Origin of the sequence: Agrobacterium tumefaciens (assembly GCF_005221385.1) — a bacterium.
Taxonomy (GTDB): domain Bacteria; phylum Pseudomonadota; class Alphaproteobacteria; order Rhizobiales; family Rhizobiaceae; genus Agrobacterium; species Agrobacterium tomkonis.
Genome location: NZ_CP039903.1, coordinates 71445 through 94440 on the forward strand (window position 1 = coordinate 71445; position 22996 = coordinate 94440).

Annotated in this window: 21 protein-coding genes; 15 read left to right on the forward strand and 6 right to left on the reverse strand. The window is 58.1% G+C overall.

The genetic code is table 11. The features are described 5' to 3' along the window. The first annotated feature begins 107 nt into the window (after positions 1–107). The 9 genes from CFBP6623_RS00365 to CFBP6623_RS00405 all read left to right on the forward strand — a co-directional run bounded on the left by CFBP6623_RS00365 (position 108) and on the right by CFBP6623_RS00405 (position 9570). Complete coding sequence (locus CFBP6623_RS00365; protein ID WP_046799374.1) at positions 108–1604, forward strand: acetyl-CoA hydrolase/transferase family protein; 1497 nt, start codon at positions 108–110, stop codon at positions 1602–1604. Between the two features lie 188 nt (positions 1605–1792). Beyond that, positions 1793–3115: an alpha/beta hydrolase gene (locus CFBP6623_RS00370; RefSeq protein WP_046799375.1), complete on the forward strand. Its 1323-nt coding sequence runs from the start codon at positions 1793–1795 to the stop codon at positions 3113–3115. A 126-nt stretch (positions 3116–3241) separates the two neighbouring features. Beyond that, complete coding sequence (locus CFBP6623_RS00375; protein ID WP_052820263.1) at positions 3242–4279, forward strand: 4-hydroxyproline epimerase; 1038 nt, start codon at positions 3242–3244, stop codon at positions 4277–4279. Between the two features lie 112 nt (positions 4280–4391). Next, positions 4392–5429 carry a dihydroorotase gene (pyrC, locus tag CFBP6623_RS00380; RefSeq protein ID WP_046799377.1) on the forward strand — a complete coding sequence of 346 codons (1038 nt, stop codon included), beginning with the start codon at positions 4392–4394 and terminating at the stop codon, positions 5427–5429. Positions 5430–5601: 172 nt separating this feature from the next. Beyond that, positions 5602–6300 (forward strand): orotate phosphoribosyltransferase, encoded by a 699-nt coding sequence (locus CFBP6623_RS00385; protein WP_006310650.1) that lies wholly within the window; start codon positions 5602–5604, stop codon positions 6298–6300. Between the two features lie 98 nt (positions 6301–6398). Then, positions 6399–7325: a carbohydrate kinase family protein gene (locus tag CFBP6623_RS00390; protein ID WP_046799378.1), complete on the forward strand. Its 927-nt coding sequence runs from the start codon at positions 6399–6401 to the stop codon at positions 7323–7325. Between the two features lie 96 nt (positions 7326–7421). Then, positions 7422–7769 carry a hypothetical protein gene (locus CFBP6623_RS00395; protein WP_046799379.1) on the forward strand — a complete coding sequence of 116 codons (348 nt, stop codon included), beginning with the start codon at positions 7422–7424 and terminating at the stop codon, positions 7767–7769. A gap of 110 nt (positions 7770–7879) precedes the next feature. Beyond that, positions 7880–8845 carry an acetylxylan esterase gene (locus tag CFBP6623_RS00400; RefSeq protein ID WP_046799458.1) on the forward strand — a complete coding sequence of 322 codons (966 nt, stop codon included), beginning with the start codon at positions 7880–7882 and terminating at the stop codon, positions 8843–8845. Continuing rightward, positions 8842–9570, forward strand: a complete 729-nt coding sequence (locus tag CFBP6623_RS00405) for an esterase family protein (RefSeq protein ID WP_046799380.1) — start codon at positions 8842–8844, stop codon at positions 9568–9570. The genes CFBP6623_RS00400 and CFBP6623_RS00405 overlap by 4 nt, the downstream gene beginning before the upstream one ends. Before the next feature lie 65 nt (positions 9571–9635). Here the strand turns inward: CFBP6623_RS00405 and pgi are convergent, their stop codons facing one another. Further along, positions 9636–11261, reverse strand: a complete 1626-nt coding sequence (pgi, locus tag CFBP6623_RS00410) for a glucose-6-phosphate isomerase (RefSeq protein ID WP_046799459.1) — start codon at positions 11259–11261, stop codon at positions 9636–9638. A gap of 141 nt (positions 11262–11402) precedes the next feature. After that, on the reverse strand, positions 11403–13115 hold the full coding sequence (locus CFBP6623_RS00415; protein ID WP_046799381.1) for a long-chain fatty acid--CoA ligase: 1713 nt from the start codon (positions 13113–13115) through the stop codon (positions 11403–11405). A gap of 357 nt (positions 13116–13472) precedes the next feature. Between CFBP6623_RS00415 and CFBP6623_RS00420 the strand changes: the two genes are divergently transcribed. The 6 genes from CFBP6623_RS00420 (at position 13473) to CFBP6623_RS00445 (ending at position 21326) form a co-directional block, all read left to right on the forward strand. Continuing rightward, positions 13473–14522 (forward strand): ABC transporter ATP-binding protein, encoded by a 1050-nt coding sequence (locus CFBP6623_RS00420; RefSeq protein ID WP_046799382.1) that lies wholly within the window; start codon positions 13473–13475, stop codon positions 14520–14522. A gap of 153 nt (positions 14523–14675) precedes the next feature. Beyond that, on the forward strand, positions 14676–15692 hold the full coding sequence (locus CFBP6623_RS00425; RefSeq protein ID WP_046799383.1) for an extracellular solute-binding protein: 1017 nt from the start codon (positions 14676–14678) through the stop codon (positions 15690–15692). Positions 15693–15765: 73 nt separating this feature from the next. Then, entirely contained in the window at positions 15766–17442 is a 1677-nt protein-coding gene (locus CFBP6623_RS00430; protein ID WP_080842360.1) for an ABC transporter permease, read from the forward strand. A gap of 198 nt (positions 17443–17640) precedes the next feature. Then, positions 17641–19812, forward strand: coding sequence for a TonB-dependent siderophore receptor (locus CFBP6623_RS00435; protein WP_232370435.1), 2172 nt, complete (start codon positions 17641–17643; stop codon positions 19810–19812). A 109-nt stretch (positions 19813–19921) separates the two neighbouring features. Further along, positions 19922–20803 (forward strand): helix-turn-helix transcriptional regulator, encoded by an 882-nt coding sequence (locus tag CFBP6623_RS00440; RefSeq protein WP_167379167.1) that lies wholly within the window; start codon positions 19922–19924, stop codon positions 20801–20803. A 130-nt stretch (positions 20804–20933) separates the two neighbouring features. Beyond that, the gene (locus CFBP6623_RS00445) at positions 20934–21326 is read left to right on the forward strand and encodes a PRC-barrel domain-containing protein (protein ID WP_046799387.1); all 393 of its coding nucleotides are present in this window, start codon (positions 20934–20936) and stop codon (positions 21324–21326) included. Positions 21327–21420: 94 nt separating this feature from the next. On the opposite strand, the gene CFBP6623_RS00450 is transcribed toward CFBP6623_RS00445, so the two are convergent. From CFBP6623_RS00450 to CFBP6623_RS00465, 4 genes are all read right to left on the reverse strand, one after another. After that, positions 21421–21663 carry a DUF982 domain-containing protein gene (locus CFBP6623_RS00450; RefSeq protein WP_046799388.1) on the reverse strand — a complete coding sequence of 81 codons (243 nt, stop codon included), beginning with the start codon at positions 21661–21663 and terminating at the stop codon, positions 21421–21423. A gap of 315 nt (positions 21664–21978) precedes the next feature. Then, a complete protein-coding gene (locus tag CFBP6623_RS00455; RefSeq protein ID WP_046799460.1) occupies positions 21979–22137 on the reverse strand; it encodes a YqaE/Pmp3 family membrane protein in 159 nt (52 codons plus the stop codon). Between the two features lie 103 nt (positions 22138–22240). Continuing rightward, complete coding sequence (locus tag CFBP6623_RS00460) at positions 22241–22654, reverse strand: type II toxin-antitoxin system HicB family antitoxin (RefSeq protein WP_080842355.1); 414 nt, start codon at positions 22652–22654, stop codon at positions 22241–22243. Positions 22655–22657: 3 nt separating this feature from the next. Beyond that, positions 22658–22846 carry a type II toxin-antitoxin system HicA family toxin gene (locus CFBP6623_RS00465; protein WP_080842352.1) on the reverse strand — a complete coding sequence of 63 codons (189 nt, stop codon included), beginning with the start codon at positions 22844–22846 and terminating at the stop codon, positions 22658–22660. Positions 22847–22996: the final 150 nt, after the last annotated feature.

Genomic DNA, 22996 nt, shown 5'->3' on the forward strand with positions numbered 1-22996 from the left:
CGCCCTTGATCTATGTCAGTTTCATCGGTGAAACTGCACGCCATAGTCGCCAGAGAAATGGCCAGCTTGATGTCGTGCCATCGTGAGTGCAGATCATGGAGAAGTGCATGCTTGAAAAGCGTATCCGCAATGCGTCCCTGCTGAAGAGGATCGTCAGCGCCGAAGAGGCCGCCAGTCTCATTCAGGATGGCATGACTGTCGGTATGAGCGGCTTCACACGCGCTGGTGAAGCCAAGGCCGTGCCGCTGGCGCTGGCTGAGCGCGCCAAGTCGCATCCCATGAAGATCACCCTGATGACCGGTGCTTCCCTCGGCAACGATCTCGACAAGACCATGGTCGAGGCCGGCATGCTGGCGCGACGCATGCCGTTCCAGTCCGATCCGGCTTTGCGCAAAGCAATAAACGACGGCAAGGTGATGTTCATCGATCAGCATCTTTCCGAAACGGTGGAGCAACTGCGCGGCGGTCAGATCCATGGCGTCGATGTTGCCATTGTCGAGGCCGTGGCAATCACGGCGGAAGGCGGCATCGTCCCCACCACCTCGGTTGGTAATTCCGCAAGCTTCGCCATTCTGGCCGATAAGGTCATCGTTGAGATCAACCTGTCGCAGCCCGAAGTGCTGGAGGGCCTGCACGACATTTTCATTCCCGCCAAACGCCCGACCCGCATGCCCATTCCCGTCGTGGCGACGGACAGCCGTGTCGGCCTGCCATTCATTCCGGTTCCGCCGGAAAAAATCGCCGCCATCGTGCTGAGCGACAAGAGCGACAGTTTTTCAACGGTGCTGCCGCCGGATGACGAGACCAAGGCGATTGCCGGCCATCTCACCGAGTTCCTGCTGAACGAGGTGCGTCATGGCCGCATGACCCACGAACTCCAGCCGCTCCAGGCCGGCATCGGCACTATCGCCAATGCGGTAATGCATGGTTTCATCGATACGCCGTTTCACGATCTCAAAATGTATTCGGAAGTCCTGCAGGATTCGACCTTCGAGCTTTTCGATGCGGGCAAGCTCACCTTCGCCTCCGGTTCATCGATCACGCTATCCTCCGCCATGAACGAACGGGTCATGCCGCGGCTGGCCGACTACAAGAGCAGGCTGATCCTGCGTCCGCAGGAGGTGAGCAATCACCCTGAGGTCATCCGCCGCCTCGGCATCATCGGCATCAATACGGCGCTGGAATTCGATATTTACGGAAACGTCAATTCCACCCATGTCGGCGGAACGCATATGATGAATGGCATTGGCGGTTCGGGGGATTTTGCCCGCAACGCCTATATGTCGATCTTCGTCACCAAGTCGATCGCCAAGGGCGGGGCCATCTCAAGCGTCGTTCCGATGGTCAGCCATGTCGACCACACTGAGCATGATGTGGATATTCTCGTCACCGAAACAGGTCTTGCCGACCTGCGCGGTCTCGCTCCGCGCGAGCGCGCGGCGGTCGTCATCGCAAACTGCGTGCATCCCAGCTATCGCGATGCGCTGACGGATTATTACCAGCGGGCGGCGGCGCGGGGCGGGCACACGCCGCATCTCATCGAAGAGGCGCTCTCCTGGCATAATACACTTCGTGAAAGAGGAACGATGCTGCCGCAGCAATAGGGCCTGCGCTTTTGCCGGCCACGGAGTTTCCTGCCCGTCGCCCGGCAATTGGGTCTGTTTGGACACACCGGGGCGGAAAGTGTGCGCTGCTCCGCTTTGGTTGCTGGCGCGGCAGTTCCGCCTCCGGTAGAAAATCCTCTCCCCCTGGCTGTTATCCGGCTGCCTCTGGGTTGTAGGAGAGTGATGTGATGCCCCTTCGCTTTGTGGCCGTAATTGCGATTGTCGCCCTGCTCGCAGGCTGCGGTGGGCGACCCATCGGGGTCATGACGCCGACGGGGCAGACCGTGGCGGGCACGACGCCGGTCAACCTTCTGGTTGCCACCACGCGTGCGCCATCGGAAAACACCGCCGTGCTTTTCGGCGGTGAGCGTGGAACGGGCTTGAAGGTCGATGCCGTCACCATTTCGATTCCGCCCAACGCCAACCGCAAGGTCGGGCAGGTGCAATGGCCGAAAAAGCTGCCGCCGAACCCGCTGAAGGATTTCACCACGGTGGCGGTGGAGCCTATTCGTTCCGAAGCCGAAACCAGAAGCTGGATCGGTAAACATATCGCGAAGGACCGCCGCGTGCTGGTCTTCGTGCATGGCTTCAACAATCGCTACGAGGAATCCGTTTATCGCTTCGCCCAGATAGTCCATGATTCAGGCACGGATGTTGTGCCCGTCGTCTTCACCTGGCCGTCGCGAGCAAGCATTTTCGACTATAATTACGACAAGGAAAGCACCAACTACTCCCGCGATGCGCTTGAAGAGATGCTGACGCGTCTCGCCAAGGACAAGTCCATCGGTGAGGTCACTGTCATGGCGCATTCCATGGGCACCTGGCTTGCGGTGGAAGCGCTGCGCCAGATGGCAATCCGTAACGGCCGCGTCGATCCGAAGATCAACAATGTCATTCTTGCCGCGCCGGATCTCGATGTGGACGTCTTTAGCCGGCAATTCGCAAGTCTTGGCAAGACGCCGCCGAAATTCACCCTTTTCGTCTCGCAGGATGACCGCGCACTCAGCCTGTCGCGCCGTATCTCAGGCAATGTCGACCGTCTCGGCCAGATCGATCCATCCGTCGAGCCTTATAGCAGCCAGCTGGAAAAGGCCGGCATCACCGTTCTCGATCTCACCAAGCTGCAATCCGGTGATCGCCTGAACCACGGTAAATTTGCCGAAAGCCCCGAGGTCGTCCGCCTGATCGGCGACCGCCTGATTGCTGGCCAGACGGTGACGGATTCCGATGTCGGTCTGGGTGAGGCGCTGGGTGCTGTCAGCATCGGCGCTGCGCAAACCGTTGGAACGGCAGCCAGCGTGGTGGTCAGCGCACCGATTGCGGTGTTCGATCCGCGCACGCGGGAAAATTATGGCAGGCAGGTGGAACGGCTCGGTCGCTCCATGGAGAACACTGTCGGATCGGTGGGCGATACGGCCGGTTCCGTGGTGGATGATCAGGCGCTTCAATCGTCAAGGGTCAACTGCGAGGCCGCCGCCAATCGCAAGCGGGCGGAATGCCGTAACCGTTAAGCTGAGATGTGAGCGGGGGTGGCGAAAACGTTAGGCGTTTTTGTCATCGCGCCCCGCAGATTTGTATACAGCTTGTATTTTTATCTGTATGGTCGGGTCAACAACCCAACTTCCGGAGTAAGACCCATGCGTTGGAAACGCACCCTCCAGCTTCTCGATGTTCATTGCGAAGGCGAAATCGGCCGTGTCGTCACCGGCGGCGCGCCTAAAATTCCCGGTAATACCGTGGCGGAACAGCTTCACTGGATGAATACCGATCCGCAGGGCGAGGCGCTTCGCCGCTTTCTGACACTAGAGCCGCGCGGCACGCCGATGGGATCGGTCAATCTTCTCCTGCCGCCGAAGCATCCGGATGCGCATGCCGCCTTCGTCATTCTCCAGCCGGATCAGGCGCATGCCAGTTCGGGTTCCAATTCCATCTGCGCAACGACCGCGCTTCTGGAAAGCGGCATGGTAGAAATGCAGGAGCCGGAAACTGTCATCATTCTCGAAACGGCCGCCGGTCTGGTCAAGGCCACCGCCACCTGCCGGGACGGGCGCTGTGAAAAGGTCAAGTTGACCATGGTTCCATCCTTCGTGCATGAGCTGGATGTCAGCATCGAAACGCCCGAATGGGGCAAGGTGACGATGGACATTTCCTACGGCGGCATTTTTTACGCGCTCGTTGATGTTCGCCAGATCGGTCTCACCATCGAGAAGGCCAATGCCGCGAAACTCGTTGCCGCCGGCATGACTCTGAAGGACCTAGTCAACCGTGAAATGACGGTCGTTCATCCGGAAATCCCCGCCATATCAGGCGTTGCCTATGTGATGTTCCGCGATGTGGATGCGGATGGTTCCATCCGCACCTGCACCACCATGTGGCCGGGCCGGGCGGATCGTTCCCCCTGCGGCACCGGCAATTCCGCCAATCTTGCGACGCTTTATGCGCGCGGCAAGGTGAAGGTGGGAGACGAATATAAATCCCGCTCGATCATCGGTTCGGAATTCGATGTCGGCCTCTCCGCCGTCACCGAGGTGGCGGGCCGCCCGGCCGTCATTCCCACCATTGCCGGGCGCGGCTTCACCTTCGGCCTGCACCAGGTGGGCCTCGATCCCTTCGACCCCTTCGCTGATGGCTTCGCCATGACCGATGTCTGGGGGCCGGAAGCCGGCAACATCTGAGGCAGGCTTTAAAAAAATGACATTTACAGCCGCCCGATGACCTCTGGCGGCTGTTTTCCCGCGACAAAAGATGCTAAGCGGGCGCAATTCCATCATGCTCCGAGGTATCCCGATGAAGTCGCTCACCCTGCGCCGCCCTGATGACTGGCACCTGCACCTGCGTGATGGGGCAATGCTGGAAGGGGTGATCGGGGATACGAGCCGCCATTTTGCCCGTGCCATCATCATGCCGAACCTGGTGCCGCCGGTCGTTACCACGGCCGATGCACGCGCCTATCGCGAACGCATCGTCAAGGCGATCCCGGCGGGTGACCGTTTCGAACCGCTGATGACCCTCTATCTGACTGAGGACACGCAGGCCGACGATGTGGAAGAGGGCAAAAAAAGCGGCCTCATCACCGCCGTAAAGCTCTACCCGGCGGGTGCGACCACCAATTCCCATGGCGGTGTGCGCGATTTCAACAGGGCGATGCCGGTTCTGGAGCGCATGGCGAAGATTGGCCTGCCGCTCTGCGTGCATGGTGAGGTAACGACGCCGGAAGTCGATATTTTCGACCGCGAGAAGGTGTTCATCGATACGGTTCTGGAACCGCTGCGCCAGCGCCTGCCGGAACTGAAGGTGACGATGGAGCACATCACCACCCGCGACGGTGTGGACTATATCAAGTCGTCCAAGGCCAATCTGGCTGGCTCCATCACCACTCACCATCTCATCATCAACCGCAACGCCATTCTGGTTGGCGGTATCAAGCCGCATTATTATTGCCTGCCCGTCGCCAAGCGCGAAGAACACCGGCTGGCGCTGCGGGCTGCCGCGACATCGGGCGATGCGCGCTTCTTCCTCGGCACGGATTCCGCTCCGCATGTGGACCCGCTGAAGGAATGCGCCTGCGGCTGTGCCGGTATCTATACCTCCATCAACACCATGAGCTGTCTCGCCCATGTCTTCGAGGATGAAAATGCCCTCGACAGGTTGGAAGCCTTCGCCTCGCTGAATGGTCCCGCCTGGTATGGTCTCGCGCCGAACGAAGAGACGATCACGCTGGTCAAGCGTGATGAAGCGGTTTCCTTCCCCGAAAAGATCGAGACGGGTGCTGGGCCGGTGACGGTGTTTGACCCGATGTTCCCGCTCCACTGGGATGTAAGCTGATTTTTTAATGACCGCCGGCACTGCCGGCGGTTTTGTTATGGTCTTCAGGTATTCGCCTTAAATTCCGGCGCCGCCTGAGGATGCCTGCAACACTGAACCAAGACTTTGTGCTTTCCGAAAACCGATCCGGGTTTTCGGAGCGATGAACCAAGGCCGAAAAAGGAGAACGCCTATGAACCATTTCACATTCACCGATCGCACCGTCGTTGCGGAACTGGTTGCGAAGATGTTGTGGGAAATCAAGGCGGTCCATTTCAATTCCGAAAGCCCCTATACCTTCGCTTCGGGCATGAAGAGCCCTGTCTATATCGACATGCGCAAGCTCATCTCCTTCCCGCGCATTCGCTCCGCAGCCATGGATTTCGCGGCGGCGGCGGTGATGCGTGAGGCCGGTTTCGAGAAGTTCGACTGTGTCGCCGGTGGTGAAACGGCCGGCATTCCTTTCGCCGCTTTCCTTGCCGAGCGCCTTGGCCTGCCGATGATCTATTGCCGCAAGAAGCCGAAAGGCCATGGCCGCAACGCCCAGATCGAAGGCCATATGCCGGAAGGTGCCCGCGTTCTCGTCATCGAGGATCTGACGACGGCCGGTGGCTCGATGTTTACCTTCATCGACGCGATCCGAGCGGCGGGCGGCATCGTTGATCACGGTATCGCGCTCTTCTATTACGGCATCTTCGAAGAGGCAGAAGCGCGCTTCGCCAATGGCAATGTCAAGCTGCATTATCTGACGACCTGGCGCGATGTTCTGGCTGTCGCACGGGCTGAAAAACTGTTCGATGAAAAGACGCTGTCGGGGGTTGAAGCTTTCCTCGACAATCCGCTGCCCTGGTCTGCGAAGCACGGCGGCGTCAGCGAATTGCCGCAATCGTGATTTCGGATGCGGCCAGCCGGCTTGTGGCTGGCCTTCCGATCGATCTTCGTCTAAATCGATTTAAGTTCATTTGATTTGCTGTTTTGAGGAGGACCGTAATGATCCTGTGTTGTGGTGAAGCCCTGATCGACATGCTGCCCCGGCAGACGACGCTGGGTGAGGCGGGTTTTGCCCCCTATGCCGGCGGAGCGGTCTTCAACACGGCGATTGCGCTGGGGCGTCTCGGCGTCCCCTCCGCCTTTTTCACCGGCCTTTCCGATGACATGATGGGCGATATCCTGCGGGAAACGCTGCGCGCCAGCAAGGTGGATTTCAGCTATTGCGCGACCCTTTCGCGCCCCACGACCATCGCCTTCGTCAAGCTGGTGGATGGCCATGCGACTTACGCTTTTTACGACGAGAATACCGCTGGCCGGATGATCACTGAGGCCGAGCTTCCGGCACTGGGTGCCGATTGCGAGGCGCTGCATTTTGGCGCGATCAGCCTCATCCCGGAGCCTTGCGGCAGCACCTATGAAGCCCTGATGACGCGCGAGCATAAAAGCCGCGTCATCTCGCTCGATCCGAATATCCGCCCCGGTTTCATCAAGGACAAGCAATCGCATATGGCCCGCATCCGCCGCATGGCCGCCATGTCGGATATCGTCAAATTCTCGGATGAGGATCTGGCCTGGTTCGGTCTGGAAGGTGATGAGGATACGCTTGCCCGCCACTGGCTGCATCATGGCGCGAAACTGGTGGTCGTCACCCGCGGTGCCAAGGGCGCTGTGGGGTATACCGCCAATCTCAAGGTGGAAGTGGCCTCCGAGCGGGTCGAAGTCGTCGACACCGTCGGTGCGGGCGACACTTTTGACGCGGGCATCCTCGCTTCGCTTAAAATGCAGGGCCTTCTGACGAAGGCGCAGGTTGCCACGCTCAATGAAGAGCAGATCAGGAAAGCTTTGGCGTTAGGTGCAAAAGCCGCTGCGGTCACTGTCTCGCGGGCTGGCGCAAATCCGCCTTTTGCGCATGAAATCGGGCTTTGAGCATCGCTGTCTAACGCTTGATCTGTGTCTGGAATATTGTGGTTCTGAGGACAGGGGCGTATTCTCGTCCCAATTTGCATCGCCACGGATGAGACTATGGCTCCGTTGACCCCACCACCCAGGATCAGGCTTTCGCGGTTGCGGGATATCGGTTGGTCTGTGTGGGACCCCATCGGCCTGTTGCCGGCGGGAGAAAACTGGAACGATCCCGATAACCTGTGTTTTGCGGATGAATACGACAATTACCTGATTTCGGCCGCAGGCCAATTGCGCAGAGGTATCGCTGTCGCTGAAGTCGCCGATTATCTGGTGGGAATCGAGGCCGAAGATATGGCCCTTGGTGAAACGCCCGGATGCCGCGAAAGAGCATTGGCGGTTGTAGCCGCAATCAATGCGGACCCACAGCTTTGGACCTTGCCCGAAGGTCAGGATGTTGCTGTTTGAGGCGGGGCATTTTCGGCACAGCCGCTGTGCGCGCGGTCAATGCCCTAAAAAACCGGTATTTCGATATTATCACGCTTGTGTCAGCTGTTTTTTCGCGAAACAAGCGTCGCATGAGTGTTCCCAATATCCATCCTTTCGATTTCGATCCCAGCTACGGCATGAAGCGCGAACAGCTGCTGGCCATCACCCCGCCCGAAGCGCCGCCGGGCTTCGATGACTTCTGGCAGAAGCGCTATCGCCGCGCGCTCGCTACGGATCCGCGGCCAGTGCTGCGCAAGAGCAGGCTCAGCCATCCGCGCTGGCATGTCCTCGATGTCATCTACACCTCCACCGGCGGCTTCCGCATCGGTGGTTGGATGCTTCTTCCGCGCGAAGGCCTGGTGCGCCGCGGCCTCGTCGTCGGCCATGGTTATGGTGGGCGCTCCGAGCCTGATTTCGAAGTGCCGGTGGAAGAAACGGCTGTGCTGTTTCCCTGTTTTCGCGGGCTCTCGCTAAGCGCCTGTCCGCCGATTTCTTCGGAATCCGCCCTTCATGTTCTCTACAATATCGACAGGAAAGACGATTACATCATCGGCGGTTGCGTAGATGATCTGTGGGTCGCCGTTTCGACGCTCGTGACCCTTTACCCCTGGCTGGAAGGGCAGGTGGGGTATAGCGGCATCAGTTTCGGCGGTGGCATTGGAGCGCTGGCAATACCGTTTGATGAGCGCATCGACCGTGGCCATCTGGTGGTACCGACATTCGGACATAGGCCGTTCTGGCTGACATTGCCCACCGTTGGCAGTGCGAATTCGGTTCAGTCATACCAGAAGGGCCATCCGAATGTGCTTGAGACCTTGCGCTTCTTCGATGCCGCCTGTGCCGCCGCCCGCATAAAAGTGCCGATGCTGGTTGCGCCGGCGCTTTTCGATCCATCGGTGGCGCCGCCCTGCCAGTTCGCAGTGGCCAATGCGCTGCCGCACTCAAAATTTAATGAAATCTTCATCCTCGACGCCGGGCATTTCGATTACCCTGACAGCGCATCGCAAGATGCGGTCCACAAGGACAAGGTCAGACGGTTTTTCAAGGTGCCATGAAACGCGAATATCTCCGTTGGTATAGTCACAGGCTCCATCGCGACATGGAGCTCCTGATATTCGGTCATGCCGGCGCCAAGGTGCTGATGTTTCCCACCCGGGACGGGCGCTTCTTCGAATATGAAGAACTGGGGCTTGTCGGTAGCCTGGCCGACAAGCTGGAGGCAGGACATCTCCAGCTATATTGCATTGAGGGGTTGGCCACAGAGACTTTTTATGCGGCCCATCATCATCCCGCCGACCGCATCCGCCGCCATTCAGCCTTCGAGAACTATATCCTCAGCGAAGTACTGCCGCTGATGGCCGAGAAAAATTCCCATACCGATACCATCGTGCATGGCTGCAGCCTCGGTGCGTTTCAGGCCGCCAGCCTCGTTTTTCGCCACCCGCATCTGTTCCGCAAACTCGTCGCCTTTTCCGGCCGCTACGACCTGACGATGAAGGTGGAATCATTCGGCGATCTATTCGACGGTTATTATGACGATAATGTCTATTTTCACATGCCAAGCCATTTCCTGCCGGGTCTTGCCTGCCCGTGGCGACTTGAACACCTGCGCCGCATCGACATGGTTTTCACCATCGGTGATGCAGACCCGTTTTTGAACAACAACCATCATCTGAGCCGGCTTCTATCAGACAAGCAGGTGGGCCATCAGATGCATGTCTGGGAGGGCCGCGCCCATCGAGCGGGTGCATGGCGCAAGATGGCGGCGCTTTATATTTAAGGCCGCTGCATTAAAAAAGCCGGAAGTGTCCTTCCGGCTTTCCTGAGATCGAGGGTAGGCGGCTTTTACCCAGCCAGACCCGCCAGCGCCTTTACCAGCCCCTGTGTAGAGCTGTCATGGCCGGCGGCGCTTTCCTTGCCTTCCACGACGGGTAGCAGGCCGGTTGCCAGTTCCTTGCCAAGCTCCACACCCCACTGGTCGAAGGAGTTGATGCGGAACAGCACGCCTTCCACAAAGACGCGGTGCTCATAAAGCGCGATCAGGCGGCCAAGCGCGAAAGGCGTCAACTTGTCATAGACGAAGGTGATCGAAGGGCGGTTGCCGGTGAAGACGCGGTGCGGGGCGATGAAGTCGGCAAGTTTGTCTTCCATGCCCTTGGAGGTGAGCTGGGCTTTCGCCTCAGCCAGCGTCCGTCCCTTCATCAGCGCTTCCGATTGCGCCAGGCAATTGGCGATGAGGAGCTGGTGCTGATGGCGCAGTTCGGGCTCAAAACCGTTGGCGGCGATCATGAATTCCGCCGGAATGACGCTCGTGCCCTGATGGATCAGCTGGTAGAAAGCGTGCTGGCCGTTGGTGCCGGGTTCGCCCCAGACAACGGGGCCGGACTGGCCTTCGACGGGTGTGCCGTCGATGGTAACGCCCTTGCCGTTCGATTCCATGTCCAGCTGCTGGAGATAGGCGGGGAAGCGCGACAACCGCTGGTCATAGGGCAGGATCGCCCGCGTCGGATAGTTCAGCACGTTACGGTTATAGAAGCCGATGAGGCCGAGCAGCATCGGCAGGTTTTCGCGGATCGGCGCCTCGCGGAAGTGCCTGTCCATCGCATGTGCACCATCCAGGAACTTGCCGAAATTATCCGGCCCGATGGCGAGCATCAGCGGCAGGCCGATGGCGGACCAGATCGAATAACGGCCACCTACCCAGTCCCAGAAACCGAAGATGCGGTCGCTTTCGATGCCGAAGGCTGCAACCTTGTCCAGCGCGGTGGAAACGGCGGCGAAGTGGTGCTTTACGGCCTCCTCGCCCAGCTTCTCGGCGATGAAGCGGCGCGCGGTGGCGGCATTCGTCATCGTTTCGATGGTGGTGAAGGTCTTCGACGCGATGATGAAGAGCGAGGTTTCCGGATCGAGCAGCTTCAGCGTATCGGCAATATGTGCGCCGTCAATATTGGAAACGAAATGCGCCCGCGGCCCGTCATGGAAAGGCGCAAGCGCGAGCGTTGCCATGACAGGGCCGAGATCGGAGCCGCCAATGCCGATATTGACGACGTCGGTAATCTTCTTTCCGGTCGCACCTTTCAGGGAACCGGAACGGATCGCATCGGCAAACTTGCCCATGGCCGCCAGAACGCCGTTCACATCAGGCATCACATCCTTGCCGTCAACGAGAACGGCAGTGTTGGAGCGGTTGCGCAGCGCGGTATGCAGCACGGCGCGGTCTTCGGTGAAGTTGATGGCCTTGCCGGAGAACATCTCCTCGCGCTTGGCTTCGACGCCGCCTTCGCGCGCCAGCTGTTCGAGAAGCGTCACGATCTCTTCGTTGACGGCGCATTTGGAATAATCCATCAGCAGGTCATCGAATTTTACGCTGAAACGGCTGAATCTCTTGTCGTCGGCCGCAAACGCGGCGCGAAGATCGGTTGCGGCTGTGCTGCTTGCCGTTGCTTTGAGTTTTTCGATGGTGGCCTGCATCATGTGCTCCTCGGCTTCCGTGGAAGGATGAGGAAACTATTCTTTTTCAGGCGGCCAAATCAAGGCGACTTTGATAAAAGAAAAGCGCCGGGATAAAAGAAAAGAGCCGGTCGCCCGGCTCTCGTCATTCGCTTCAAGCGCTCAATTCAGATTGCGCAATTCGCGCCGCAAAATCTTGCCGACATTGGATTTCGGCAGCTCGGTGCGGAACTCGATGATCTTTGGCCGCTTGTAGTTTGTCAGGTTCTTGGCGCAGAAGGCCTTGAGTTCGGCTTCCGTCAACGACTGATCCTTCTTGACGACGAAAAGTTTGACGGTTTCGCCGGAATGTTCGTCCGGAACGCCGATTGCGGCGCATTCCAGGACGCCGGGATGGCTGGCAGCCACTTCTTCCACCTCGTTCGGATAGACATTGAAACCGGAGACGAGGATCATGTCCTTCTTGCGGTCGACGATCTTGGTGTAACCGCGCTCGTCCATGAAACCCATGTCGCCGGAGCGGAAGAAACCGTCGGCGGTCATGGCTTTTGCCGTTTCATCGGGCCGTTGCCAATAACCGGCCATGACCTGCGGGCCGCGAATGCAAATCTCGCCAACTTCACCCACAGGCAAACGGTTGCCATCGTCATCGCGAATGTCGATCTCCGTCGATGACAGCGGCAGACCGATGGTGCCGCTGAACTCGGTAGAATCGAGGCGATTGACGGTTGCGACGGGCGACGTCTCGGAAAGACCGTAGCCCTCCGCAATCGGGCAGCCGACAATCGAAAGCCAGCGTTCCGCGACCGGTCTTTGCACCGCCATGCCGCCGCCGAGAACGAGGATGAGCGATGAGAGGTCGAGCTTGCGGAAATCCTCATTGTTCATCAGCGCGTTGAAAAGCGTGTTGATGCCGGGGAAGATATGCGGCTGGTAATGCGACAGTTCCTTGACGAAGCCGGGAATGTCACGCGGATTGGCGATCAGCAGATTGTGGCCGCCGAGCGCAATGCCCATCAGCGAATTCACCGTCAGCGCGAAAATGTGGCAGAGCGGCAGCGCGCAGATGAAGTTGAGAACCTCGGGACGATCCTTGCGGCTGCTGAAGGCGGCGTCCAGCCACAGGCTGATCTGCGCCTTGTTGGCCAGAAGATTGGCATGGGTAAGGATCGCGCCTTTGGAGATGCCCGTAGTACCGCCGGTATATTGCAGGAAGGCGATATCCTGAGCCGTGAGGCCGACGGACTTCAGGGAAAATCCCTGGCCTTCCTTCAGCACCGCCTTGAAGCTGATCGAGCCGGGGATCGCATAGGCGGGCACAAGCTTCTTCACCTTGCGAACGACAAGATTGACGATATGCCCCTTGAAGCCGAGAAGATCACCCATGGCTGCGACGACCACATGCCGTACGGCGGTTTTCGGCACCGCCTGCTGCGCCACATGGGCGAAGTTTTCGAGCACGAACAGCGCCTTTGCGCCGGAGTCCTTCAGCTGGTGTTCCAGTTCGCGCGGTGTGTAGAGCGGATTGACGTTGACCACGATCATGCCCGCCCGCAGGATTCCATAAACCGCGACAGGGTTCTGCAGGATGTTCGGCATCATCACCGCAACCCGGTCACCTTTTTCCAGTCCTCTGGATTGCAGCCAAGCGGCCACAGCGCGGGTTTGAGCATCCAGCTCCCGATAGGTCAGCGATTTCCCCATGCTGGAAAAGGCTTTGCGGTCGGCAAATTGCACGCAGCTCTTTTCAAGAAGGTCTACAAGCGAGGCGTTGGCCGATACGGGGATCTCGGAAGGGACGCCCGGCGGATAGGACGACAGCCAACGCTTCTCTACGCTGACATTTCCCGGCTGTCCCAGGGACAATTCACTCATGCTTCTCCTCCCAGAGTCTTTTTCGCGCCGTGCATTCGGTGGAATGCATGAAGGGCGCTTTAGGCTTCGTGATGATCATGAAGCTCCCGCAACCAGCCGGCATATCGGCGAGATAGAAGGAACCACATGTGCGCCACCGGATCGACCGCTCCTCCCGCTCCCCGGTGACGAATGATAGACGCGGAATCCCCTGACGTCCATCGTATCGGTGAAGCCTATTTAACTCTAACGTAAACGTCAATATTGCTGTCGCACATCTCGCGTCCTCGTGAATGGAAACGGAGTCATGTGCGATTTTTTGACTTTAATCCTGATTTGAGCGATCAACATAATTCGCAAAGCAGGGCAGGATTGGAAATGGCAGGCAGCGCAGCGCTTGAACTGAAATCGGTTGGGAAAAGATTCGGTGATACGGATGTCTTGTCCGATATCGACCTGTCCGTCGAACGCGGCGAAATTATTTGTCTGGTTGGACGGTCGGGCTGTGGAAAATCGACCTTGCTGCGCATCGTTGCGGGTGTGGAGACGCCAGACCGCGGTAGCGTTTCCCTTAATGGTTCGGCCGTTGCCGACTCGGCTGTTTTCGTTGAGCCGGAAAAGCGCAATATCGGTTTTGTCTTTCAGGATTATGCGCTGTTCCCGCATCTCACTGTCGAGCAGAATGTCATGTTCGGTCTCAGAACCCTCGCTAAGGCCGAGGCCCGCCGCCGTGCGATGGAGATGATCGAGCACGTGCATCTGCAAGAGCTGGCCAAGCGTTATCCGCATACGCTTTCGGGCGGTGAGCAGCAGCGAGTGGCGCTTGCCCGTGCGCTCGCCCCTCAGCCCGGTCTGTTGCTGATGGATGAGCCTTTCTCCAATCTGGACAGAGGTTTGCGCGACAATGTCCGCGAAGAGACGCTTGGTCTTCTGCGACAATTGGGGACGACGGCGATCATGGTCACCCATGATCCGGAAGAGGCGTTGTCCGCAGGCGACCGTGTGGTTCTGATGCAGCGCGGGCGCATCGTGCAGAGCGGCACGGGTTATGAAATCCACGACAATCCCAAAACCCGCTATGCCGCTGATTTTTTCTGCGCCTTCAACAAGATCGAAGGCCGGGTAAGGCAGGGGCGCGTTGAAACACCGCTCGGGCTGCTGGGTGATGCCTCCGATCTGCCCGATGGCCTTGCTGCGGTTGCCTATGTTCGACCCAATGCGATTTCGATTATCGAGGACAACACAGCGAAAGACGGGATCGCCGGCGAAATATTGAGCCGCGTTTTCCTCGGTGAGATCGAACAGCTCGGCATCGCCGTACCCGGGCTGCCGGGAGACTTGCGTGTCCGCACGATGCAGCGCACACCCGCCAAGACCAAGGCAGTGCGTTTCGGTATCGACCCCAAGGGTGTCCTGATATTTACTTGAGGTTGAATGAGTGGATTTGCATGTAAATTTCAGCATCCTTTTCAACTCTTGGTGATCAAACTCGACAGAAAACAGCGAAATAAAACTTGATTTGACCCATCAGGTATGATGTCTGCTGCCTCTATATTGCCGCCATCGAAGAGGGAGACGACCATGACGAAATTTACCAGATTTGCCCTGCTTGCCAGCACTGTTGCTTTTGCAGCCGGGTCAGCCAGCGCCGCGGAACTCAACATCTACACCACCAGAGAGCCGGGCCTGATCCAGCCCCTGCTGGAATCCTTCACCGCGTCGAGCGGCGTCAAGGTCAACACCGTGTTCCTGAAAGATGGTCTGGCTGAGCGCGTTCTGAGCGAGGGCGCAAGCTCGCCTGCCGACGTCCTGATGACCGTGGATGCCGGCAACCTCGTTGATCTCGCAGAAAAGGGCGTTACCCAGGCGGTTGAGTCCGAAACCCTGACCAAGGCAGTCCCGGCCGAACTTCGTGATGCCAAGGGTCACTGGTTTGCGCTTTCCATGCGCGCCCGCGTTCTTTATGCGGCGAAGGATCTCGACCTTGCTTCCTTCAACTATGAAGATCTGGCGGATGCCAAGTGGAAGGGCAAGGTCTGCATTCGCGCTGGCCAGCACCCCTACAACACGGCACTGTTTGCCGATTACATCGCTCATTATGGCGCTGCCGACACTGAAAAGTGGCTTGCTGGCGTCAAGGAAAACCTGGCCCGCAAGGCAGGCGGCGGTGACCGTGACGTTGCCAAGGACATCCTCGGCGGCATTTGCGATATCGGTATTGCCAACTCCTACTACGTCGGCCTGATGCGCTCGGGCAAGGGCGGCGAAGAGCAGGTCAAGTGGGGCGACGCCATCAAGGTGGTTCTGCCGACCTTCAAGAATGGTGGCACGCAGGTCAACATTACCGGTGCGGCCGTGGCCAAGAATGCGCCCAACAAGGCTGAAGCCGTCAAGCTTCTGGAATATCTCGTTTCCGACGAAGCCCAGAAGATCTATGCCGAAGCCAACTACGAATATCCGGTCAAGCAGGGCGCGGGTCTCAACGAGATCGTCGCTTCCTTCGGTGACCTGAAGATCGACAGCAAGCCGCTGACGGAGATCGTGTCGCATCGCAAGCAGGCGAGCGAGCTGGTCGACAAGGTCGGTTTCGACAAGTAAAGGCCAATTGGCAACAACAAGGTGGAAGGCGCTCGCACCCGCGGGCGCCTTTCCCTGTATTTTCAAGAAGCTCATGAATCCAGACGCCGCTCAGCCATTGACGTCCCGCGCAAGACCAAGGTTTTCATCCGCCTTCTGGTGGCTGGGCCTGTCGCTCATTGCGGTCTGCGGCGCCATGGTGCCGGTTCTGGCGCTGGTCTCTCAGGCGGTGCAGGGGTCTGCCGGCCTGTGGGAGCATCTCGGCTCCACCGTTCTTTTGACGGCCTTGCCGGATACGGTCATCCTTCTCACCGGTGTCGGCTTGCTGGCCGGCATCATCGGAACCTGTTCGGCCTGGCTGGTTACCGCTTATGATTTTCCCGGTCGCCGGATATTGGAATGGGCGCTGCTGCTGCCGCTGGCCATGCCAACCTATATTGTTGCCTATGCCTATCTGGATATTCTGCATCCGATCGGGCCAGTGCAGGGCATAATCCGCTTTCTGCTCGGTTATTCCAGCCCGCGTGAATTCCGTCTGCCGGACATAAGATCGATGACGGGCTGCATCATTTTGCTCGGCTTCGTGCTGTTTCCCTATGTCTATATTCCCGTCCGCGCCATGTTCCTGACGCAGGCTGGCAATCTGCTGGAGGCCGCCCGCACGCTTGGCGTTTCCAGACAGAGGGCTTTTTTAAAGGTCGCAGTGCCGCTGGCGCGGCCGGCGATCGCGGTCGGCGTCAGCCTTGCCCTTATGGAAGCGCTGAACGATATCGGCGCCTCGGAATTTCTGGGCGTCCGCACCCTCACAGTTTCGGTCTATACGACCTGGGTCACGAAATCCGATCTGCCCGGTGCGGCGCAGATCGCGCTCTCCATGCTGTTCATCGTCGTCGCCCTCGTGGCGTTTGAACGCTGGGCGCGGCGTAAGCAGCGTTATTCGGTTTCCGCGCAGAAAAGCCGGGAACTGGAGCCGGTGCGCCTTACCGGCCTCAAGGCCTGCGGTGCATTTACACTCGGCAGCCTGCCGGTCCTGATCGGTTTCGTCGCGCCAGCGAGCTATCTCGTCATCGAGGCATGGAAACGGTTCCGCTTCAGCGGCCTGTCTGCCCGTTTCACCGAGGAGGCGTTGAACACCATCGTCTTTGCCGGATTGGCGACGTTGATCACCCTTATTCTCGGCCTTGCGGTTGCTTACGCGATGCGCCTTGCTCCGGGGCGCCTCTCGCTTTGGTCCTATCGTCTTTCCACGGTGGGATATGCAGCTCCCGGCACGGTCATTGCTATTGGTGTGCTGATCGCGCTCGGTGGTTTCGACCGGTTTGTTGACCAGACCATGCGTGACTGGTTTGGCATATCCACCGGCCTCATTTTCATCGGCAGCGGGGCCGCCCTGATCTATGCCTATTCGGCGCGTTTCCTCACCATTGCAGCTGGCGGCGTCGACGCCGGCCTGAGCCGTATCCCGCAATCTTTTGATCACGCTTCACGAACACTCGGGCGATCCGCAACCCAGACATTCCGCCAGATCCACTTACCACTCTCGAAGGCATCGCTTGCGGCAGCGGCGTTGCTGATCTTCGTGGACTGCGTCAAGGAACTCCCCGCCACGCTTTTGTTGCGGCCGCTTAATTTCGAGACCTTCGCGACCCATCTCTACGGCGAAGCAGCGCGCGGCACCTATGAGGAGGCGGCAATCGCCGCACTGGCGATCGTCGTCATCGGCATCCTTCCCGTCATGCTGCTTGCAAGGATCGGCCGGCGCAAAGGTTGATGGCTGGGTCTCGTCCCATAAAATGAGGGGCATAAAACAGTGCGAGAGGCCAATAAGCTTCAAATCCTCCCGGAAAACGACAAGCATCCCGCCTTAATCCTGATGTAAATACTCAGCTTAATTGAAGTGCTGCGGCCTGCCGGCTATGATCGTCGGCCGCGATCTGTTTCGGGGCATATCTTGAAAAATTTGCATGGGATGTTTTTGAGCCGTCTGGCTTTGGGAACGGCTGTCGTTGTTTTGATGGCGCCGGTGATGGGCCACGCACAGGAAACGACTGTTCTGCGGGAAATCACCGTCGAAGGGCAGGGGGCGGAAAATGCCACGGGCCCGGTCCGTGGCTATGTTGCGAAGAAAAGCGCGACCGGTTCGAAAACCGGCACGGAAACGAAAGACATTCCACAATCCGTATCCGTCGTCGGTCGCAAGGAAATGGATGACCGCGGTGCCGTGACCAAAATCGACGAGGTACTGCGCTACACGCCCGGTGTGACGGCGGAGCCCTTCGGCACCGACCCGGATACCGACTGGTTTTACATTCGCGGTTTTCAGGCCACCCAGACCGGCGTGTTCCTCGATGGGCTGAACCTGTTCAGTTATGGTTTCGGCGGTTTCCAGATGGATGCCTATGGTCTGGAACGGGTGGAAGTCCTTAAAGGGCCCGCTTCGGTGCTGTATGGCGGCGCCAATCCCGGCGGTATCGTGCAACTGGTCCGCAAGCAAACTCAGGATACGCCGGTTCGTGAAACGGAAATCGGCATCAACAATTTCGGCAATGCCTTTTTCGGTTTCGATGTCGGCGACAAGGTGGATGGTGAGGGCGTATGGAAATACCGCGTCACCGGCAAGGTTTCCGGCGGCGATAATTACACCGATTACTCAGAGGATCTGCGCGGCTTCATCATGCCGCAGATCACCTTCGAGCCGGATGCGCAGACAAGTGCCACGCTCTACGGATATTTCTCGGCGCTCGATCAGGTGCATGTCGGCAATGGCTTCCTGCCCTATGTCGGTACCGTTGTCGATGCGCCATTCGGCAAGCTCGACCGCAAGGCCTTTTATGGCGAACCGGATATCGACAATGGCCGTGTCTACCAGTCGATGGTGGGTTATGAAGTCAGCCATGAATTCGACAATGGCTGGAAGATCAGCCAGAACGCCCGTTATGGCCACCTCTACAAGCACGAGACCGGACCCTATCCGGGCGGTTGGGCCAATGCCGACGCCAATGGCCAGCCGATCCTCAATGCCACCACCAACGACTATATGTTGACCCGCTTCGGTTATGACGGCCTGTCGAAAGCGGATAGTTTCGGCGTTGACAACCGCATTGAAGGACAGTTCGAAACCGGCGCGGTCAGCCATTCGCTGCTCGTCGGTCTCGACTATAAATATTACAGGCTGGATCAGGTGCAGGCTTGCTGCGGATCGAATGCGATCGGCGCGCTCAAGCCGGTCTATGGCTCGACGCAGGGTACGAATTTCGTTTATGCCGACAATGTCGTGACCCAGCAGCAGATCGGCATCTACGCGCAGGACCAGCTGCGTTTCGGCGATGGCTGGCTGGTGACGCTCAACGGTCGTTACGATTATGTCGATACGGAGCTGAACAATAGGTTGCCGGCAGGCGCGTCTTTCCGCTCCAATGACGATGCGCTGAGCGGCCGGGCCGGCCTCGCTTATGAATTCGACAATGGCCTGACACCCTATGTCTCGGCGGCCACCTTCTTCAATCCGCTGATCGATACGCTTGCGGATGGCACCCCGGCCGCACCGGAGGAGGGGCACCAGTTCGAAGCAGGTGTCAAATACGAACCGACTTTCTTTGATGGCAGCATCACTGCCTCCGTCTTCAAGCTGGTCAAGGACAATGCCATCGTGTCCTATACGGCTGGCGGCGTGACCACGAGCGGGCAGTTCGGACAGGTGGAATCCACCGGCTTCGAGCTGGAAGCCAAGGCCAATCTTTCCGACAACTGGAAGGCGCTTGCCTCCTATTCCTATACCGATCTTGAGATTACCCGCGACGCCAATCCCAACCTGATCGGCAAATCCCCATGGATCGTGCCCGCCAACACCGCGTCCCTGTGGGTGGATTACGCCTTCACCGATGATACGTTTGAAGGCCTCAGCATCGGTGGCGGTGTGCGCTATCAGGGTAAATCCTGGGCGGATGCGGCAAATACGCTGCGCGTTCCAGATGCGGCGGTCTTCGATGCCGCGATACGTTACGAGAAGAACGACTGGACGGCATCCGTCAATGTCGCGAATGTCTTCGACAAGGAATATGTCAAGAGCTGCGCCGGCGTCTCGGTTTGTGGCTGGGGTGACAGCCGCACCATCACCTTCAAGCTTGCAAAGAAGTGGTAAGGTTTGGCAGCAGGCCAGCAGTTGCGGGAAATATAGTTTGCCTCTATAAACATGAATAGATTTATCATGTTTATAGAGGCGCCTTTGCGCCTTGCGGGATCAAGAGGCCATGGCTTTCCGCGTACGGATGGAAAATGAGATCGAGGGCTTTGCCGTCATCGGCGGCCCGCGCTCGAGGGTCTGGAACGGCATCGTCGCCGACCTCTGGGATGTGCGTTGCGCGCCGAAAGCGGGTGGCCGTTATGTTGGCAAGGACCCGCGTTTCGTTTTTCTGCTGGATATGGACGGGAGCGATGATGGCCGGTTCATGATGAACCGCTCCCGTCGTGACAATCACGGTTCTTCCAAGGCGAACCGGATTTCCTTCGTGCCCGCCGATCTGGATGTGCATGCGGAACTCAGCAATGTGTCCTTTGTGCGCCATCTCGATCTGCATTTTGATGCGGGTTTGCTGGGCGCGCGGCTGGTGCAGGGGTTTGACCCGCACGGCCTGCTCGATCCGCATCTGATGTTCGAGGATGAGCGCCTGCTGGCGTTGGCGCGGCTGATCGCTGCCGAATGCGATAATCCAGACCCCTTGCATGACCTTTACGGCGAAAGCCTCGTGCTGGCGCTGCTGACGGATTTTCTCAAGGTAAAGCGGGAACCGGTCAAGAAACGCAGCAAGCTCGCCGTCTGGCAGTTAAGAGCGGCGACCGACTATATCCGCGAACATTGCCTGCGGTCGATCCGGCTGGAGGAACTGGCGGAACTCACAAACCTGTCGCAATCCCATTTCAGCCATGCCTTCAAGGCTTCCACCGGCGTACCGCCGCACCAATGGCAGATGCAGGCGCGTATCGATCGCGTCAAGGATCTGATGATGCGGACCGATATGGCGTTGACCGACATCGCCATTGCTAGCGGGTTTTCAGACCAGGCGCATTTTTCCCGCGTCTTTCGCAAGATGGTCGGAGTTTCCCCCTCCGTCTGGCAAAAAATCCGCCAATAAGTGCGCCTTTTTGTTCCGTCCTTCTTCAAAAAAATACCTGCCGCAGCGCTTGAAACGCCTCGGAACGATTTCTCCGTCGCAGGGTTTACAAGACGTGACACCAACGAAGAAAATCAAGGAGGAAGACGTCATGTTGCATCAGGAACCCCGCGCTGGGCAGGATCCCTATGTCAAGGATACGCCGAGCCTGATCGCCAGCGACAAGGTAGAAGGCACCCGCGTTTATGGCGCCGATGGCAAACATATCGGGTCGATCCAGCGCATTATCCTGGAAAAGCGTGGCGGCCGCGTCGCTTATGCGGTGTTGAGTTTCGGTGGCTTTCTCGGGATCGGTGACGACTATTACCCGCTGCCCTGGGAAAAGCTGCATTACGATGAAGAACTGGACGGCTACCGCATCGATCTTACCAAGGAAGAGATCGAAAACGCGCCGCACTTCGCCAATCTCGATGACAATGATCTGCTGAACGCCAAGGACCGCAAGGTTTACGACTATTACGGCGTCGCGCCTTACTGGATGTAAGGTCCAGAAAAAAGCGCTTCCGGCAATTTTGTTACCGGGAGCGCAATACGTAAAAGAACGGCTCCTTTTCAGGAGCCGTTTTGTTTTGGGCCTGTCAATGCGGGTTTTTCTGCATCTCGGAAACCGCATCGGTGAAACATTTGCGCGCTTCCTCCGGCGATTTGCGCCCGTCAAGGGCGGCGCGGCAGGCGCTTCTGGCTCTCACGAAGCTTAATCCGCCAATCTTCGGCCAGCCTTCCGTTAGCAACGTCAGCGCTTCAGAGGGGCCGGCGACGACACTCTTGCCGTTCGCCTCAAGATTGACCTCGACCGGTTCTGTCCATCTCTCGTTCTTCATCGTGCACCTCCCAGAGCAACGCGATCCCGAAATACACCCGACAGCGGAGCAACCCATGAACGCAGCCGTGTGTCACTGCCGCTTAGAATATGCGCAAGCGAGTGAATTGACAACGGGGATCAGCGGAAGCCGAAAAACGACAGGATTGCCAGTACGATAACGACGAGGCCGACGATGTAGATGATCTGGTTCATGATTTTCTCCTTGGCTGCTTGTCATCACCTTAACGTGAGGGAGAAGACGAGGTTCCAGAGATCATAAGAATTTAATCACGTACTAAAATGTTGCGGACGTTCCATTGCAAATGGCCGGACTTCACTTCCGCAGGATCACCCAGATGGCGTGAATAATGCCGGGTACATAACCGCACAGCGTCAAAAGAATATTGAGCCAAAAATGCAGGCCAAGCCCGACCTGAAGGAACACACCGACGGGCGGAAGAAGGATGGCGATAAGAATACGAATGACGTCCACGATGACTGGCTTTCTGGTTGAGAGTGACTTGCCGGTCAACGTATTGCGGGCTGTTTGGTTTCAAACACTTTTGCCGTGACGATCACGCGTCGGTCGAACGGCCTTACCTATGATCGTCGCGGGTTGCGTTCGACATCTCATGTTTCGCCGCGCGCGCCAGGAATCCAGACCGCGTCAGCCCTCTGGTCTCTGCGAAGGCATCAATTGCCTTCAGGACGTCTTCCGGGAGCGTGATGTTGAGACGAACGGACTTCCTGCTCTCTGCCTTGAGGGCAACGAGGATGGCAACGCTATCCCTGTTTTCTGCATCCGCCATGATGGTATCGAGAGAAGACGCTTCGGGAATGGCTTCGCCATCCTCGATCATACCTTCAACATGGAGCGCCAAAGCTTCTTCCGCCATTCGGCGCGCGTCATCAAGATCAGTGCCCGCAGTCACGACACCGGGAAAATCGGGGAAAGAAACGCCGTAATCGCTATCAGCGTCCTTATGGATCAGTCCGATATAGTTACGCATGGTTCACCTCAGTTTCAGTCCGGATTGTTTTTCAATGCTTTTAAGCGTGCCGATCGGCAAATCTCTCTTCGGGTGAGGAACAGTGACGCGGCCTGGTTTGGTTGGATGTTTGAATTGAACGTGACTACCTATCGTGCTCACCTCGTACCAGCCATCCGCTTTCAAGGCCGAAACGATGTCGCCGCTTTTCATGTGTGTATTGATACACACAATCATCTCGAAAGTCAATAATTGGGGATTATGTTTGATTGACGAAGTCTGACGGTCAAGGAACCCCGACGTGTTATCGAGTTTCTGTCACGACGTAGAGGCGTGTAAAATCGAAGCTGTCGATCCCGCGGT

Excerpts from the sequence above, each read along its gene's own strand:
- CFBP6623_RS00365 (WP_046799374.1), top strand. The coding sequence starts at position 108 with ATGCTTGAAAAGCGTATCCGCAATGCGTCCCTGCTGAAGAGGATCGTC.
- CFBP6623_RS00370 (WP_046799375.1), top strand. The coding sequence starts at position 1,793 with ATGCCCCTTCGCTTTGTGGCCGTAATTGCGATTGTCGCCCTGCTCGCA.
- CFBP6623_RS00375 (WP_052820263.1), top strand. The coding sequence starts at position 3,242 with ATGCGTTGGAAACGCACCCTCCAGCTTCTCGATGTTCATTGCGAAGGC.
- pyrC (WP_046799377.1), top strand. The coding sequence starts at position 4,392 with ATGAAGTCGCTCACCCTGCGCCGCCCTGATGACTGGCACCTGCACCTG.
- CFBP6623_RS00385 (WP_006310650.1), top strand. The coding sequence starts at position 5,602 with ATGAACCATTTCACATTCACCGATCGCACCGTCGTTGCGGAACTGGTT.
- CFBP6623_RS00390 (WP_046799378.1), top strand. The coding sequence starts at position 6,399 with ATGATCCTGTGTTGTGGTGAAGCCCTGATCGACATGCTGCCCCGGCAG.
- CFBP6623_RS00395 (WP_046799379.1), top strand. The coding sequence starts at position 7,422 with ATGGCTCCGTTGACCCCACCACCCAGGATCAGGCTTTCGCGGTTGCGG.
- CFBP6623_RS00400 (WP_046799458.1), top strand. The coding sequence starts at position 7,880 with ATGAGTGTTCCCAATATCCATCCTTTCGATTTCGATCCCAGCTACGGC.
- CFBP6623_RS00405 (WP_046799380.1), top strand. The coding sequence starts at position 8,842 with ATGAAACGCGAATATCTCCGTTGGTATAGTCACAGGCTCCATCGCGAC.
- pgi (WP_046799459.1), bottom strand. The coding sequence starts at position 11,261 with ATGCAGGCCACCATCGAAAAACTCAAAGCAACGGCAAGCAGCACAGCC.
- CFBP6623_RS00415 (WP_046799381.1), bottom strand. The coding sequence starts at position 13,115 with ATGAGTGAATTGTCCCTGGGACAGCCGGGAAATGTCAGCGTAGAGAAG.
- CFBP6623_RS00420 (WP_046799382.1), top strand. The coding sequence starts at position 13,473 with ATGGCAGGCAGCGCAGCGCTTGAACTGAAATCGGTTGGGAAAAGATTC.
- CFBP6623_RS00425 (WP_046799383.1), top strand. The coding sequence starts at position 14,676 with ATGACGAAATTTACCAGATTTGCCCTGCTTGCCAGCACTGTTGCTTTT.
- CFBP6623_RS00430 (WP_080842360.1), top strand. The coding sequence starts at position 15,766 with ATGAATCCAGACGCCGCTCAGCCATTGACGTCCCGCGCAAGACCAAGG.
- CFBP6623_RS00435 (WP_232370435.1), top strand. The coding sequence starts at position 17,641 with ATGTTTTTGAGCCGTCTGGCTTTGGGAACGGCTGTCGTTGTTTTGATG.
- CFBP6623_RS00440 (WP_167379167.1), top strand. The coding sequence starts at position 19,922 with ATGGCTTTCCGCGTACGGATGGAAAATGAGATCGAGGGCTTTGCCGTC.
- CFBP6623_RS00445 (WP_046799387.1), top strand. The coding sequence starts at position 20,934 with ATGTTGCATCAGGAACCCCGCGCTGGGCAGGATCCCTATGTCAAGGAT.
- CFBP6623_RS00450 (WP_046799388.1), bottom strand. The coding sequence starts at position 21,663 with ATGAAGAACGAGAGATGGACAGAACCGGTCGAGGTCAATCTTGAGGCG.
- CFBP6623_RS00460 (WP_080842355.1), bottom strand. The coding sequence starts at position 22,654 with ATGCGTAACTATATCGGACTGATCCATAAGGACGCTGATAGCGATTAC.
- CFBP6623_RS00465 (WP_080842352.1), bottom strand. The coding sequence starts at position 22,846 with ATGAAAAGCGGCGACATCGTTTCGGCCTTGAAAGCGGATGGCTGGTAC.